This is a genomic window from Clostridioides sp. ES-S-0006-03 (assembly GCF_020662275.1).
GTDB lineage: Bacteria > Bacillota > Clostridia > Peptostreptococcales > Peptostreptococcaceae > Clostridioides.
Map to the genome: position 1 here is coordinate 264,569 of NZ_JADGMM010000002.1, position 15,881 is coordinate 280,449.

General features: G+C 27.8%; 13 protein-coding genes. 10 read left to right on the plus strand and 3 right to left on the minus strand.

What is annotated here, in order from left to right; translation table 11 throughout:
* The first annotated feature begins 63 nt into the window (after positions 1-63).
* Entirely contained in the window at positions 64-684 is a 621-nt protein-coding gene (locus tag IR151_RS03385) for a TVP38/TMEM64 family protein (RefSeq protein WP_227433084.1), read from the plus strand.
* 128 nt (positions 685-812) lie between these two features.
* On the opposite strand, the gene IR151_RS03390 is transcribed toward IR151_RS03385, so the two are convergent.
* Both IR151_RS03390 and IR151_RS03395 read right to left on the minus strand, forming a co-directional pair.
* Positions 813-1,349 carry a metal-dependent hydrolase gene (locus tag IR151_RS03390; RefSeq protein WP_227433086.1) on the minus strand — a complete coding sequence of 179 codons (537 nt, stop codon included), beginning with the start codon at positions 1,347-1,349 and terminating at the stop codon, positions 813-815.
* Between the two features lie 112 nt (positions 1,350-1,461).
* Positions 1,462-2,166 carry a superoxide dismutase gene (locus IR151_RS03395; RefSeq protein ID WP_285891625.1) on the minus strand — a complete coding sequence of 235 codons (705 nt, stop codon included), beginning with the start codon at positions 2,164-2,166 and terminating at the stop codon, positions 1,462-1,464.
* A gap of 170 nt (positions 2,167-2,336) precedes the next feature.
* Between IR151_RS03395 and asnB the strand changes: the two genes are divergently transcribed.
* Positions 2,337-4,220, plus strand: coding sequence for an asparagine synthase (glutamine-hydrolyzing) (gene asnB, locus IR151_RS03400; protein WP_227433087.1), 1,884 nt, complete (start codon positions 2,337-2,339; stop codon positions 4,218-4,220).
* Between the two features lie 73 nt (positions 4,221-4,293).
* Here asnB and IR151_RS03405 read toward each other — a convergent pair whose 3' ends face one another.
* Positions 4,294-5,730 (minus strand): trypsin-like peptidase domain-containing protein, encoded by a 1,437-nt coding sequence (locus IR151_RS03405; RefSeq protein WP_227433088.1) that lies wholly within the window; start codon positions 5,728-5,730, stop codon positions 4,294-4,296.
* 329 nt (positions 5,731-6,059) lie between these two features.
* Here IR151_RS03405 and IR151_RS03410 point away from each other — a divergent pair, with 329 nt between their 5' ends.
* The 8 genes from IR151_RS03410 (at position 6,060) to IR151_RS03445 (ending at position 15,852) form a co-directional block, all read left to right on the plus strand.
* The gene (locus IR151_RS03410; RefSeq protein ID WP_227433090.1) at positions 6,060-6,638 is read left to right on the plus strand and encodes a TerD family protein; all 579 of its coding nucleotides are present in this window, start codon (positions 6,060-6,062) and stop codon (positions 6,636-6,638) included.
* Between the two features lie 34 nt (positions 6,639-6,672).
* Positions 6,673-7,251 carry a TerD family protein gene (locus tag IR151_RS03415; RefSeq protein WP_227433091.1) on the plus strand — a complete coding sequence of 193 codons (579 nt, stop codon included), beginning with the start codon at positions 6,673-6,675 and terminating at the stop codon, positions 7,249-7,251.
* An 85-nt stretch (positions 7,252-7,336) separates the two neighbouring features.
* Entirely contained in the window at positions 7,337-7,966 is a 630-nt protein-coding gene (locus IR151_RS03420) for a TerD family protein (RefSeq protein ID WP_227433092.1), read from the plus strand.
* Positions 7,956-10,715, plus strand: a complete 2,760-nt coding sequence (locus tag IR151_RS03425) for a calcium-translocating P-type ATPase, PMCA-type (protein WP_227433094.1) — start codon at positions 7,956-7,958, stop codon at positions 10,713-10,715. The genes IR151_RS03420 and IR151_RS03425 overlap by 11 nt, the downstream gene beginning before the upstream one ends.
* A gap of 84 nt (positions 10,716-10,799) precedes the next feature.
* Positions 10,800-12,362 carry a YceG family protein gene (locus IR151_RS03430; RefSeq protein ID WP_227433095.1) on the plus strand — a complete coding sequence of 521 codons (1,563 nt, stop codon included), beginning with the start codon at positions 10,800-10,802 and terminating at the stop codon, positions 12,360-12,362.
* Positions 12,363-13,499 (plus strand): toxic anion resistance protein, encoded by a 1,137-nt coding sequence (locus IR151_RS03435; protein ID WP_227433096.1) that lies wholly within the window; start codon positions 12,363-12,365, stop codon positions 13,497-13,499.
* Positions 13,500-13,559: 60 nt separating this feature from the next.
* Entirely contained in the window at positions 13,560-14,636 is a 1,077-nt protein-coding gene (locus tag IR151_RS03440; RefSeq protein ID WP_227433097.1) for an HpcH/HpaI aldolase/citrate lyase family protein, read from the plus strand.
* Positions 14,614-15,852 (plus strand): phosphoribosyltransferase family protein, encoded by a 1,239-nt coding sequence (locus IR151_RS03445; RefSeq protein WP_227433098.1) that lies wholly within the window; start codon positions 14,614-14,616, stop codon positions 15,850-15,852. Before IR151_RS03440 ends, IR151_RS03445 begins: the two co-directional genes overlap by 23 nt.
* The last annotated feature ends 29 nt before the right edge of the window (positions 15,853-15,881 follow it).

A 15,881-nucleotide genomic window follows, 5' to 3' on the forward strand; every position in this document is an offset into this window, starting at 1 on the left:
TGGTATGTAATAGCAATATAGAGTATATAATAATAGTTAAAGTTAAAAAAGGGGAAAAGCAATATGCAGTATATACAAGAATTACTTGATTTAACTCAAAACTATTGGGTGTTAGCCACAATAATTGGTTTATTAAGTGCATTTATAGAAAGCTTTATACCAGCCTTACCACTTGTGGCGATAGTTACAGCAAATGCTGCTATACAAGGGTTATTACTTGGGTGTTTGCTATCATGGATTGGCTCAGGGCTTGGGACAACCTCATTATTTTTATTAATAAGTAGATTTACTGATAGTAGACTTTTTAATAAGTTGAGAAATAGTAAAACTGAAAGAGCAATAAGTTGGATGGACAAACAGGGATTTAAACTGCTATTTATAGCATATGCTTGTCCATTTATGCCTGGGTGTTTAGTTACTGTTGCATCAGCTTTTTGTAAAAAAGATATAAAAGATTTTGTTCCAGCAATGTTGGCAGGAAAATTTGTAATGTTTATAGTAATAAGTTATGTGGCAAGTGATATAGAAGGATTTATAACAAGTCCACTAAAGATAGCATCATTTATACTATTAGTATTTTTATCATGGAAGATTGGAAGTAAAGTTAATAAAAACCTTGAAAATCATAACTATGAATTTCATCATAAAAAACACGATAATGATAGAGATAACAAAAGAATTTAACTTGTCAAAAAATTAAAATTGTCTTAAAAGAATTAGATTTAAATAAAAATTAAATTTAAAAGTATTCTTTTAAGACAATTTTTTTAATTTATTTAATTAATTTATAAATATGTAACTATAAAAATACATTAAAATAAAATGTAAAATTGATATCCGATTAAAAAAATAACTATGAAATTTAAAAGTTTAGATATGAATTTTTCCGTTTTTGAACTAGTTTTTATAGGGAGTAAGGAAATGTTTATAGTAATGGGAAAAAACAATTCGATACCTTCTTTGGTAATAAGGTCAAGACACATGTGAGAAAAATATCCTATTATAAATCCACTAGACAGACATGAAAAAACTATATTGTTGTTGGTAAAGATTGTTAGAGACTTAAAAAAACTACTAATGAGTAATAATGCAAGAAGACTATGGGTAAACCCTCTGTGTCTAAACCTACTTCCAAATAATTTGTAAATTAATATGAATTTTTTACTTATGTAAGAACCTCTCATATCTATATCTGGAAACAATGAACCTAAATATGCAAAATAGATATAGATTATAATTAATACTATTTTATATGTAGTATCGTATTTGACTAAATATATATTATTTATAAAGGGGAGTATCAAAAGCGCTAATATATATCCTCCCCTTTCATGTGTTTCTTTTATCATATAAAAATCCTCCTGAATCGTCACTATAAACACAATATTGGTAAATTTAGACTATCTTTTATTATATTATATAGCAAACATAAGTTTTTTTCAAAAGGATTTTAATATTTAATTACTCTTGAGATTTTAAATTTTTGTAATTTTCTAAAGCTCCATTCCAATTAACTACATTAAACCAGTTGTTAATATATTCATTTCTTCTGTTTTGATATTTTAAATAGTAAGCATGTTCCCAAACATCAAGACCTATGATAGGAGTCAAGTTTTTACTTACAGGGCTATCTTGGTTTGGAGTAGTTATAATGGACAATTTACCATCTTTAGTGGCTACCAGCCAAGCCCAACCAGAACCAAAAACATCTAAAGCTGCTTTTTGGAATTCTTCTTTGAATTTTTCAAAAGAACCAAAATCTCTGTCGATAGCTGCTTTTAAAGATTCAGAAGGTATAGTTTTCTCAGGAGTCATTATATCAAAAAAGAATTTATGATTGTAAGCACCACCTGCATTATTTCTTACTGTTGTAGCAATGTCTTTAGGCAAAGAATCTAAGTTTTGTAATAATTCACATAAAGAATAATTATAAAGCTCAGGATATTTTTCAAGAGCTGCATTTAACTTATCAACATAAGCCTGATAATGTTTATCATGATGTAAAATCATAGTTTCTTTATCTATATATGGCTCAAGTGCATCATAAGCATAAGGTAATGGTTTAACCTTAAACTTGTTATTTTCGGGTGTAAAAGCAAATAAAGTTATACACTGTGAAAGTATAAATAAAGACATAATAACTGGTATTAACATTTTTTTCTTCATAAAAATCACCTCCTAATATAGTATTTCTAGAAATTAAAAAATTATGAAAGATTAGCAGATAATTTATAAAAATTTGATAGTAATTTTTTTAAAATTGAATAAGTTTTGAAGGCAAAGACAAAACTATGAAATAAGGGTAACACTAAAAATTAGGAAGGAAATTTGATAATATGTGTGGCAATATTTCAATTTATTATAAAGGAGATATATCTAAAAAAGAAGATATTAAATTTAAAATAAAAGAATCTGTAAATAATATAAATCATATAAGTCTTGATAGTAGAGGATACTTAAAAGGTGAGGAAAAAGAGTTTGATTTTAATAGATTTGATGTAATAGATGTTATACATGGAGTTAAACCATTTGAAAAAGATGGAAAGGTTATAGTTTTAAATGGTGAAATATATAATAGTTGCGAGATAAAAGAAGAATTGATTAAAAAAGGGTACAGCTTTGCTACAGATAGTGATATTGAAATCTTATTAACATCTTATATAGCATTTGGAAAAAATTGTGTACATAAGATAAAAGGTATGTTTAGCTTTATAATATATGATAAAGAAAATGAAAGCATATTTGGGGCAAGAGATTTATTTGGAATAAAACCACTTTACTATATAAATAAAGAAAAAGTGATAATCTTTGCATCAGAATATAAATTTATACTCGAGTATGTTAAAAAACTAAACATAAATGAACGAAGTTTACAGAGTTATTTTTCGTTTCAATATGTTCTTCCTGAAGATACTATGATACAAGGAATAAGATTGATACCAGCAGGACATTTTTTTAGAGTGGAAAACGGAATACTATCTTTAAAGAGATACAATAAACTTGAATTTAGGAGTAGTACAAAATTTTTTTACAGTAAGAATCATTTAGGGAATAGAGATATAGGCGAAGAAGAAATAAGAAATGTAGTAATAGATTCGGTAAGAAGACAGGTAGCAGAAAATAAACAAATTGGGACATTTTTGTCTGGTGGTATAGATTCATCAATTATAACCTCTATAGCTTCACAAATTAATCCAAATATAAAGTCTTTTTCGCTAGGTTTTAATGTTAAAGGGTATAGTGAATTGGAAATAGCTAAAAAAACAGCTGATAAATTGGGCATAGAAAACATTCCACTTAACATAACACAAGATGACTATATAAAAGCATTACCGAGTGTAATTTATTTTTTGGATGACCCTGTGGCAGACCCATCAGGAGTAGGTCTTTATTTTTTAATTAAAGAAGCTAGTAAATATGTTAAAATAGCTTTGTCTGGAGAAGGTGCTGATGAATTATTCGGGGGATATAATGTATACAAGGAATATAATAATGTGAAATCAGTTATAAATTCACCAGTGTATATTAGAGGCGTATTAAATAGAGTTTCAGAGCTTATGCCTAATATAAAAGGCAAAAATTATCTTTACAGAGCTACAACACCTTTAGAAAAGAGATATATAGGAAATGCGAAGATTTTTGAAAATAATGAAGTAAAAAGATTCTTTTTTAAATATAAGGAAAAGAATATACATGAGTATTTATTATCAAATTTGTACAGAGAAGCGCAGAAAAATAATTACGATTATATAAGTAAAATGCAACATATAGATGTAAATACATGGCTTCAAGGTGATATACTTCAAAAAGTTGATAAATTTTCTGTAGCTGAGCATCTAGAACTTAGAGTACCTTTTTTAGATAAAGATGTATTTGATGTAGCGAAAAATTTAAGAGTTGAACAAAAAATAACAAAAAATAACACAAAAGTGCTACTTAGAGAATCTTTTAAAGATATAGTACCAGAGCATGTTATTCAGAGAAAAAAATTAGGATTTCCAACTCCAATAAGAGTTTGGTTAAAAGATGATTTAGGAGTTGTTGTAAGAGAAACTATTTCCAATGCAAATGTAGACGAGTTTATTGATAAAAAATATATAATAAAACTTTTAGATGAACATCTAAAAGGTCACAAAGATAATTCAAGGAAAATATGGACTATATTTACATTTTGTCTATGGCATCAATTGTTTATAGAGCATAAAAACATCAAGTATTAATTTTTTCATGATATGGAGAGGGCGAACATATATAATGTTCTCACCCTCTCTATTGGTATGAAGAAAGAGTAAATTAGTTTATTATTTCGATAAAATTATTGGCAAATATTTTGACAAGATGACTTTCCACTGCTAGATTTAAGTTTTGTCCATCATCATATCCAGCAGAAATTAATCCCAGTAAATTGCCAAACATATCTAAAAGAGCCCCTCCAGAACTACCACTAGAGATTGGAGCTGTAAATTGTATCATTTGAACTGTTTCAAAGTCACGAAAAGCAGAGATAATTCCATCTGAAACTGTATTGAAAAGACCTAAAGGGCTTCCAATTGCAACTATTTTTTGGCCTCTTACAGGTTTTTTACTAACCTTGACTGGTATTGATTTACATTCTCTATCAACTTTTATTACAGCCAAATCATAATCTGAGTGGTATTTTATGATTTGATGTGATGTATAAACTTTATCATCATTTTCAAATCTAACTAAAAATGAATAGCCTTCATTAACTACATGGAGATTTGTAAGTATGTAACCTTCACTATTTATGACTACTCCAGAACCGCTCTTGAATGGTTTGTTTTCATTATCACACACAACAATCATAACAACGGAAGTTGATAATTTTGCGAGTTCTTCATATGTAAGTTCTATTTCTTTATCTTTTTTATTTTTTGTAGATGTAAAGTTTGTGTCAACAGAAGTTTGTTCAGATTGAGGTTTATTTATAGGAGTATAAGTTTTGTTATTATTGATATTATTATTTATATCTGTATTTAATTTTTCCAAAGGTATATCTAGCATAGTTGGACTTTTTTTAGAAAATTCAACTAAAGTAGAAAATCTAGAACATTCAGGATACAAATCAAGGATATCCTTATGAGGATTTATATATAAAATATCACATCCAAGCTGTGATAAAAAATATAAGAAAAAAAGTTCCTGTCTCTTAATATTTCCAAAATACACTACCTTGGGTGAAACAGTAATTTTAATTTTATTATAAAATAATTTAGGTAGAAAATAATCTATCCAACATAAAAGTTTAACAGCAAAATTTTTAACAATAGAAGGTGTTGAATGTGGTGTGTTTTTAGAAAACAAATCTAATGTATTTTTAAATGCAATTTTTTTTGTCCAATCTAATGTATCATTTTCTATCTTACAAGGAAATTCAATATTGTATAAATTCCAACTGTTAAATTTAGCATCATTATAAGTATTGAAAGTATTGAGCATCTTATCTGTTTGTGATTTATCAAAATTTATATTTAAGTTGTTTAGCCTAATATAGGGAACTGTTATATTGTTAAAAAAATGAGCATCTATATTTTTGATGTTTTTTATGTATTTATCAATCGAATTATCAATACCTATATATCGTGTAAAGTAGACTTCTTTAATATAAGAAGAACTCTTATTTGTATAAGACTTACTAGACATAAATTCATTTAAAGGCTCTTTTGAGTTCTTTATTACAACTTTTAATGGTTTAATAGTACAAATCATATTTTTTCTCCTCTAATAAGATGATATAATCTATTATAAAACATCTTAAAACAATATAATACAAAGAATTTTGTAGTTTCAAAATAAAATGTATACTTGTATATATAAATGATATATAATTACATATTAAACATAGATTTTATCTATTTAAAAAAATATGTAAAATCTATGTAAAAAGTAAGAAATATAAACATTTTTTTAATTATATTTTAAAAATATCAAGTAAGTTTTATTCACAAATGAATAAAAAATGTTATAATATGATTAAAGAAAAAGATAAATAATTAGCAAGATTTGTTTAGCTAAAATTAACAAGGGAGCGATAAATTATGGGTATAACATTATCAAAAGGCCAAAAGGTTGATTTAACTAAGGGAAACCCAGGGCTTAAAAATATTTTAGTAGGGTTAGGATGGGACACTAACAAGTATGATGGTGGATTTGACTTTGACTTAGATACAGCAGCATTTTTAACAGGAGCAAGTGGAAGTGTTACTAATGATGGAGATTTTGTATTTTACAACAATTTAAAGCATACTTCTGGAGCAGTTGAACATTTAGGTGATAATAGAACTGGTGAAGGTGATGGAGATGATGAGCAAATAGTTGTTGATTTATCTAAGATTCCTGGAGAAATAAGCAAAATTTCTTTTACAGTTACAATTCATGATGCAACAGAAAGAACACAAAATTTTGGGCAAGTAAGTAATTCTTATATAAGAATAGTAGATAAAGATACAAATGAAGAGCTAATAAAGTATGAATTAGGTGAAGATTTTAGTATAGAGACAGCTATAGTAGTAGCTGAAATATATAAACACAATGGAGAATGGAAATTTAACGCACTAGGTTCTGGTTTTGAAGGTGGACTTGCTGCGTTATGTGGAAACTTTGGAATAAACTTATAATTTTAAATACAATAAACTAGAGGGGGTATTTTCCATGGCTATAGTATTAAAAAAAGGACAAAAAATTGATTTAACTAAGGGAAATCCAGGACTTAAAAATATTAGACTTGGACTAGGATGGGATACAAATTCATTTGATAGTGGATATGATTACGATTTAGATGTCAGTGTTTTTATGGTAGGAGAATCTCAAAGAGTTGAAAGAGATGAAGATTTTATATTCTATAATAATTTAAAACATCCATCTGGAGCAGTTGAGCATTTAGGTGATAATAGAACTGGTGAAGGTGATGGAGATGACGAAGAAATATTAGTAAACTTAGATACAATGCCAAAGCATATACAAAAAATAGCTGTAACAGTTACAATATATGAAGCTGCTGAAAGAAAACAAAACTTTGGACAAGTAAGCAACTCATATATAAGAGTTTTAAACTCTGAAAATGACCAAGAAATATTAAGATATGACTTAGGTGAAGAATTTAGTATAGAGACTGCAATTACAGTATGTGAGATATATAAATATAATGGAGAATGGAAGTTTAGTGCAGTTGGAGCAGGATTTGAAGGTGGCTTAGAAGCACTTTGCAGAAACTATGGATTAAGTGTTTAGTATGAGTAACACAGTATATTAAATATAAGTAGCCTATACAAATAATGTATAGGTTATATTATATAAAATTTTATGGAGGTTTAGTATGTCAATTAATTTATCAAAGGGTGATAAAATAGATTTAAAAAAATCCAACCCAGGATTGAGTAATATACTTGTGGGCCTAGGATGGGACCCTGTGCAACAGGCAGGTGGAGGATTCCTTAAGTCTTTATTTGGTGGAGGACAAGCTGATATAGATTGCGATGCATCTGTATTTATGCTAAATCAGGAAGGAAAATTAAGTGGTATAAAAGACTTAATTTATTTTGGAAATTTAAAGAGTGCCTGTAAGTCAGTTTTACATACAGGAGATAACTTAACTGGTGAAGGTGTAGGTGATGATGAACAAATTCTAGTTAATTTAGATAAAGTTCCATCAAATATTCACAGATTATTATTTGTAGTAAATATATACAATTGTATAGACAGAAAACAACACTTTGGGATGATAAAAAATGCCTATATAAGAGTTGAAGACCAAAGCAATAAAAAGGAAATAGCAAAGTATAATTTATCTGATAATTATTCAGAAAAAACTACTCTTATAGTAGGGGTTATATATAGAAAAGATGGAAGTTGGCAGTTTAAAGCAATAGGTGAAGGAACAAAAGATGCGGGTCTTAAAGAAGTAATGCAAAATTTAGACAGGATTGAGTGTGTATATGGAATTTAATAACGATATCAAATATTATAATGTTGACAAAGAAGACGTAACTAAAGACTTATCTGTTAACCCTGATAGAGGTCTATCAGAATCAGAAGTCAAGGCTAGAAGAGAAAAGTATGGTTTAAATGAATTTACACCAAAAGAGGAAGGAAGCTTTTGGGATGATTTAAAAGACAGTTTAAGTGAACCAATGATAGTTATTTTAATTATTGCAGCAGTAGTAAGTGCAGTAATTGGAGAAACTCATGATGCAATAGGGATTGTAGGAGCTATAGCAATAGGTATAGCAATAGGTATGATTACAGAAGGTCGTTCTAAGAAAGCAGCAGATGCTCTTTCTAAGATGACTGAAAATATTGAAGTTAAAGTACTAAGAGATGGAGAAATACATCAAATTTCTAAGAATGAACTAGTACCAGGAGATATAGTATATATTGAAACTGGTGATATGGTACCTGCTGATGGTAGACTTATAGAAACTATAAATCTTAAAATTAGAGAAGATATGTTAACAGGAGAATCAGATGATGTATCTAAAAAATGTGATGTAGTAGTTCCAATGGAAGAAATAGAATCTAAAGGAGCACTAGTGGTACAAGAACCAATTCCTGCAAAACAAATAAATATGGTATTTGGTGGTACACTTGTTGCTTATGGTAGAGGAATATTAGTTGTAACTTCAATTGGAGATAGCAGTGAAATGGGTAAAATTGCTCAAAACTTATCAGATGCAGATGAGCAAACTCCACTTCAGATAAAGCTTGGAAATTTAGGCGGATTGATAGCTAAAGTTTCCAGTGCAGTAGCAGGACTATTATTTATATTCATGGTTTTTCAAATGGTAAGTAAGAATGTATTAAATGTTGATATGTCTGGAATTTTACCATTTTTAGAATCAATAGACCCTGTTAAAACAGCCTTTACAGTATGTGTTGCATTGATAGTTGCAGCAGTTCCAGAAGGTCTGCCAACTATGATAAATATGACACTTGCAATAACAATGCAAAAAATGGCTAAAATAAATGCCTTAGTTACCAAAAAAGAAGCTTGTGAAACTATAGGTTCTGTTTCTGTAATATGTTCAGATAAAACTGGTACATTAACAGAAAATAGAATGACAGTAGAAGTTGCATATATTGATGGAAGATATATTGAGAGCTCAGAAGAAGAAATAAATAGTTATTTTGAAGAAAACTGTATGATAAACTCTACAGCTGATGTAGAGCATAATGATAATGATGTTAAGTACCTAGGAAGTGCTACAGAATGTGCATTACTTCTATATTATAAAAATGTAGATTACAGACAAGTTAGAAAAGAATCTAATATAGTAGCTCAAAATCCTTTTACTTCTGATTCAAAGAGAATGACATCTGTTATAGGTCAAGATAATAATCATGTGTTGTTATCAAAAGGAGCACCAGAAGTATTGCTTGAGCTATGTTCACACATTCAAAGAGGTAAAGACATAGTTCCAATAACTGAAGGTATAAAACATGAGATTTTAGAAGAAATAAAAAAATTACAAGTAAAATCAATGAGAACATTAGGTTTTGCATATAAAGAAATTTCCCAAGCTGAAGAAGAAGCAGCAGTAACTGCTGAAAGTGATTCTATGAATGTAAGTGCAATGGAAAGTAATTTAGTATTTAGTGGATTTGTTGGTATAAGAGACCCACTTAGAAAAGATGTTATAGAATCAGTGAATACAGCAAATAAAGCTGGTGTTTCTGTAAAAATGCTTACAGGAGACAATATAAATACAGCAAGAGCTATAGGTGAAGAGTTAGGTCTATTAAAAGGAAATATGAGAGCAGTTGAAGCTTCATATATAGATACTCTAGATGATGAAGAATTAAAACAAGAAATACAAACTATTTCGATTGTTGCAAGAAGTAAGCCAGATAGTAAAATGAGAATAGTTTCAGCTCTTCAAAAGAGTGGAGATGTTGTTGCTGTAACAGGTGATGGGATAAATGATGCCCCAGCGCTTTCAAAGGCAGATGTTGGTATAGCAATGGGTATATCTGGTACAGAAGTATCAAAAAGTGCAGCAGATATAATTTTAACTGATGATAGTTTTAGCACTATTGTAAAAGGTATTAAATGGGGTAGAGGAATCTATGATAACTTCCAAAGATTTGTTCAATTCCAATTAACAGTAAATGTAATTGCATTTTTAGTGGCTATAATATCTCAGGTTATGGGGCAAGAAATGCCATTTACAACAATACAATTGTTGTGGGTAAATATAATTATGGATGGGCCACCAGCACTAGCATTAGGTTTAGAGCCTGTTAGAGACCACGTATTAAATAGAAAACCTGTTGATAGAAAAGCAAATATAATTTCTAAGTCAATGGTATATACAATAGTATTAAATGCATTCTATATAACAGCAATACTAATGTTACAATCTACATTTAACTTCTTAGGTGTTGATGAAGCTCATAAGGGAACTGTAATGTTTGCGTTATTTGCTTTTAGTGCATTATTTAATGCATTTAACTGTAGAGAATTTAGTGCAGATAGTATTTTTCCAAACTTTACACATAATAAACTAGCATTACAAATAATAGTTTTAACAGGTATTGCACAAGTAATATTTACTCAGTTATTCCAAGATTTCTTTAACTCTGTAGCTATGGATGTTATGACATGGGTAAAAGTTTTATGTGTTGCAGCAAGTGTAGTTGTAGTCAATGAAGTTGTAAAGTGTGTAATAAGATTAGTAAAACCAAAGAAAACAGCTTAAAACAAATTTTATAAAAAAACAAACTGGCTCAAAATATATATTTTGAGTCAGTTATCAATAAACAATTAAATTGGGAGGATAATTATGGGTGACTCAAAGGTATTTGAAAAAATATTCTCCAGCCAATCAGATAGAGGAAATTACACTCCTTCAAAGGGGTATCTAAGTTATTTTATTTCATATATTGGTTTAGAAGATGAGATTTTGTATAATCTTGAAATATTTAAGGCGAAGCAAAATATTGATAGTAGAAAAGATATTGCCTTATTTACTGATGCTATAGCAAATCCTAGTGATTTTGACATTATTAATTATTTTAAAAATGGGCTTAAAAATTATAAAAACAGTACAGAAGATGTAGACATAAGTATTTTAGGGTTTGAAGAAATAGATTATAAAATAAAGCAAGCAATAGATAAAGTATTAAAAGAGGAAGAAAAGGATTTTACTAATGATAGAGTTAAACAAAATTTTATAGTGAAAATAATGGCATGGATAAAGACTTATATTGGTGCCTTAGATATAAATAAAAATGATGCTCCAAAAATAATATTTTATGGAGACATAAAAAAGCATGAAGTCTATCTACTTTTAATATTGTACTTAGCAGGATTTGATATATTATACCTTAATCCAAACTCAAAGAGTAATATAAGTATCTTAAATTTAGAGAAATATAAGATAGAATTAGAAGAGGCTAATATAATAGAAGAAAATGTTTCTTTTGAAGATAGAGTTGTTTCAGGTGAAAAGATAGATAAAGGCTCTGTAAAAAAAGCTTTTACTGTTGGAGCAGAAGCATCAAAAAGAATAAGTGAAGAATTGTTAAATGATGCTGGATTTATAAAACCCTGGCAACTTCAAGATAGAAAAATAAAAAGCTTGCTTTTAAGTTCAACTATTGATGAAATATCAATATATTGGAATCAGCCATTAAAATTGAGACCAGGATTTAAGTTTAATGATACTATAGTAGAAACTCCAGTTTTCTTTTCTAAAATCAATGGAATATATAATGATAAAAATGAATACATTAAGTTTTTAGATTTATTAAGAGATTCAGAAAGTTCAACATTTATTGAATTTAATGGAGAGATAGATAGATTTTCAAAAGAATTTACAAGAGAAGCTTTTAGCCTATCATTTGTATTAAATTCAAAAGGTATTATAGATAAAAATTCTGTTTTAAATAATAAAGAATATTCTATTTCAACATTAGCATTAAATCAACAAATTATGATTTTAGAAAAAGTGGAAGAACTTATAGAAGGCAACATGTTTTTAAATGGACTAAGTGGAGAGGATAAAATAAAAGGCTTATTCACAGTACTTCATATGGATAAAAAGCTTGTTCATATGATGAATAATTTCGATTACTCTCTCATAAATCCAAAGTTGGTTATATATATGTATAAGAGCATTGTGTTTGATAAAGAAGTTGTATTCCTAATGCTTTTACTTAGTAAAATTGGATTTGATATTATTATATTATCTCCAGGCGGAGAAAATAATATAGAAAATGTTATAAATAACCAATTGATTGATATACACAGATTGGATAAAATGGTATATGACCTTAAATTGAACTTACTTGAAGATGGAATACCTTTACTTAAAAAAATTTTTGGCAAGAGGAGACGATTTTAAATGGGGATAAATATAAATAATTTTTCAAAAGATAATAATTCTGTAGAGACTGTTGAAAATTTACCTACGACTATACAAGAAGAAAATTTTGATATAATGGAATATACAAATAATAAAAAAAATGAACTTAGAAAGTCTAAAGAGGTTGAGGCTTTAACTTCTCTTATAGAAGTAGAAAATCCAGATACAATTTTACAATTTGGTAGAAAAGCATCTGAAGGAGTAGCTAGAGTTTCTGATAGCCTATTAAACACAATAAAATTAAATAGAAATGAAGAAAATTCTAAGATGCTTGTTCACTTAACTAAAATAATGGATAAGTTTGATTTAGATGATTTTCAAGAAACTAAGGAACCAAATTTTGTTCAAAAACTTTTCAAAAAAGCTAATAATGCTATTGAAATGATGTTTCAAAAGTATGAAACACTGGGAGGAGAAGTTGAAAAGATTCAAATTGAACTTGAACAATATGAAAGAGATATAGCTCTTTCTAACAAGCAAATTGGTGCTATGCTAAATGAAAATTTTGACTTTTATAATGAACTTCAAAAATATATTGTTGCTGGAGAAATGGCAGTAGAAGAAATGGATAATGAAATACTACCATATTTCAAACAAAAATCAGAGACTAGTGGAGACCAAATGGATATTGTCAACTATCAAGAACTATTAAAAGTCTATGATATGTTAAATCAAAGAGTCTATGATTTAAGGATAGCAGAAAATATAGCTATTCAGACTATACCTATGCTGAGAGGTATGCAACATAATAACTATGGTTTAATTAGAAAAATCAATAGTGCCTTTGTTGTAACTCTACCAGTATTTAAACAATGTTTATCTCAAGCTATATTACTTAAAAAGCAAGAATTACAAGCAAAGTCTTTAAAAGCTCTTGATGATAAAACTAATGAATTACTGCTTAGAAATGCACAAAATGTAAGTTCTCAAAGTGCACAAATAGCTAGAATGGCTGGAACAAGCTCTGTGCAAATAGAGACATTAGAAAAAATGTACAATACCATTAAATCTGGTATAGATGAAACTATGAGAATAGAAGAAAATAATAGAGTTACAATTAAGGATAATACAAAGAGATTAGAAGAATTAAATACAGCTATAATTTATAATAAGTAGTATATTAAGGGCTAATTTTGATAAAGTTGGCCCTTTCTATGTATATGAGGAGGCCACACATTGAAATATTTCGATTATATCTGCAAAGAGGATTTAGAGAAAATTTTTTTGAAAGTGCCAGAAGACTTTAATGCCAATACTGAAAAAGATGTACTGAAATATGCACTAGGTGCTTTTTTATACGTTCCAGCGACTCAATATAACATGATTTATAAAAGTATTATAGGTGATGTTAAGGGAGTTAGACCATTAGCTATTTGTTTAGAAGATGCTGTTGGGGCAAATGGAGAATCTGAGGCTATAGAAAATCTTAAATTGATTTTGAAAAATATTAGCAATGAAAATATAACTAATAAAGATGGTATACCATTAATTTTTGTGAGAATAAAAGATGTAGAGCAATTGCTAAGAATTAAAGAGATTATAATTAAAAACAATAATACAATAACAGGAATATTGATTCCTAAAGCAAATTCTGAGTTAATTGAAAACTGTATAGAAGTTTTGAATTCTATAGGTCTTCAAAATATGTATGTTATTCCAATAATAGAAACAAGAGAATTCATATATAAAGAAAACAAAGAATTAAGCTTCAGTAGTTTATATAATACTATTTTAAGATATAAATCAAGAATACTCAGTATTAGAATAGGTCTAACTGACATATTAGGTATGTATGGTATAAGAAGAAATAAAAATTTTTCTATATATAATAATTTAATTTGTTCTTCTTTTATATTAGATATAATTACATATCTTCAAAGACCAGAGATAGATATACCAATAAGTGGAGGTGTATCGGAATTTTTTGATATGACAAATGAAGAGATAAGAAATAAGTATATAGAAGAAATACTATTGGATAAATTTCATGGATTAGTTGGAAAGACAGTAATTCATCCAATGCAAATTCAAATTGTACAAGCTTTGTCTGCAGTATCATATGAAGATTTTACTGATGCTTTGGAGATACTTGATAGTACAAATAGTAAATATGGTGTGAGTAAAGGCATATTAGGTGAGAGAATGAATGAAACTAATCCTCATTTTTTATGGGCTAAAAAAACATTGATTTTATCTAAAATATATGGTGTATTAAATAAAGGAGTAGACTATGAAGAATTGCTTAAATTTTAATTGTGAGATTGACATTGTTGATAATCCATTGAACTTAGATTTAAATGATTTTTTAGATATAGGAATAAGAAATAACAGCAAAAGACGTTTTTTATTTATATCAAAAAAACTTGGAAAACATTTAGCTTGTAAGCCAAGTGAAATGGATAATTTAGGAAAACTAATGGCTACGATTTATAATAAAAAAAATAAGGTAGCATCAAATGGAACTGTAATAGCTTTTGCAGAAACTGGGACAGCCATTGGGCATAGCTTTTTTGATTACTTATCTGGAAATTATGAATTTATTCATACCACTAGAGAGCAATTTGATGAGCTAGAAAATTTAGACTTTTTAGAAGAACATTCTCATGCAACAGACCAAAATTTATATTTTGAAATGCTAGACAACTTTAAATTTGGCGATGAAGTAATTTTGGTAGATGATGAAATTACTACAGCTAATACATGTATGAATATAATCAGAAAGATTCAAAGTATCTATCCTAAAAAAAAATATACTATATGTTCTATACTTAATTGGGTAAGTGATGAAAATTTAAGAAGAATTAGTAGTCTAGAAATAGAACTTGGATGTAAAATAGAATTTGTTTATTTATTTAAAGGAGACTTTAATTTTGATATAAATGAAGATATTGTTGCAAATTACAATGATAATTGCACTATTAGTCAATTGAGTATTATGAAGGATGATAAAATAAATTTAATAGTAAATCATATCAATGTTGATTTAGAAGATTATATTGGAAATAAAAAATATATAAGATATACAGGTAGGTTTGGAATTAACAAAAGAGAACAAATTAAATTAAAAGAAATTATAAAAAGAGAAAGTAAAAAAATAGTTATAGAAAGTAAAGAATCTTTAAAAAAGAAAGCAGAAAAGGTTCTATTTTTAGGCACTGAAGAATTTATGTATATACCTATGTTATTTGCAAAAGAAAAAGAAAATCAATGTGATATATACTATCATTCAACAACTAGAAGTCCAATAATTAATATTGATAAAAATAATTATCCTATTAGAAGTAAATTTAAATTAAAGAGTTTTTATAATTTAGATGTTCAAAATTACATTTACAACATAGACAGACATAATTTTTCTGAGTGTTATTTATTTGTTGAGTTAGATAAAAGTGAGAATTCTTATCTGGAATTTATTGATATAATTAAAAATACAAGTATAAAAAAATTGACTATAGTATGTTGTAGCTAAAATGTTTTATCACGATAAAATATATCACA

Bases quoted from the DNA above. Each gene is read 5' to 3' on its own strand.
- asnB (WP_227433087.1), top strand. From the start codon at position 2,337: ATGTGTGGCAATATTTCAATTTATTATAAAGGAGATATATCTAAAAAA.
- IR151_RS03395 (WP_285891625.1), bottom strand. From the start codon at position 2,166: ATGAAGAAAAAAATGTTAATACCAGTTATTATGTCTTTATTTATACTT.
- IR151_RS03410 (WP_227433090.1), top strand. From the start codon at position 6,060: ATGGGTATAACATTATCAAAAGGCCAAAAGGTTGATTTAACTAAGGGA.
- IR151_RS03385 (WP_227433084.1), top strand. From the start codon at position 64: ATGCAGTATATACAAGAATTACTTGATTTAACTCAAAACTATTGGGTG.
- IR151_RS03420 (WP_227433092.1), top strand. From the start codon at position 7,337: ATGTCAATTAATTTATCAAAGGGTGATAAAATAGATTTAAAAAAATCC.
- IR151_RS03430 (WP_227433095.1), top strand. From the start codon at position 10,800: ATGGGTGACTCAAAGGTATTTGAAAAAATATTCTCCAGCCAATCAGAT.
- IR151_RS03435 (WP_227433096.1), top strand. From the start codon at position 12,363: ATGGGGATAAATATAAATAATTTTTCAAAAGATAATAATTCTGTAGAG.
- IR151_RS03405 (WP_227433088.1), bottom strand. From the start codon at position 5,730: ATGATTTGTACTATTAAACCATTAAAAGTTGTAATAAAGAACTCAAAA.
- IR151_RS03390 (WP_227433086.1), bottom strand. From the start codon at position 1,349: ATGATAAAAGAAACACATGAAAGGGGAGGATATATATTAGCGCTTTTG.
- IR151_RS03425 (WP_227433094.1), top strand. From the start codon at position 7,956: ATGGAATTTAATAACGATATCAAATATTATAATGTTGACAAAGAAGAC.
- IR151_RS03415 (WP_227433091.1), top strand. From the start codon at position 6,673: ATGGCTATAGTATTAAAAAAAGGACAAAAAATTGATTTAACTAAGGGA.
- IR151_RS03445 (WP_227433098.1), top strand. From the start codon at position 14,614: ATGAAGAATTGCTTAAATTTTAATTGTGAGATTGACATTGTTGATAAT.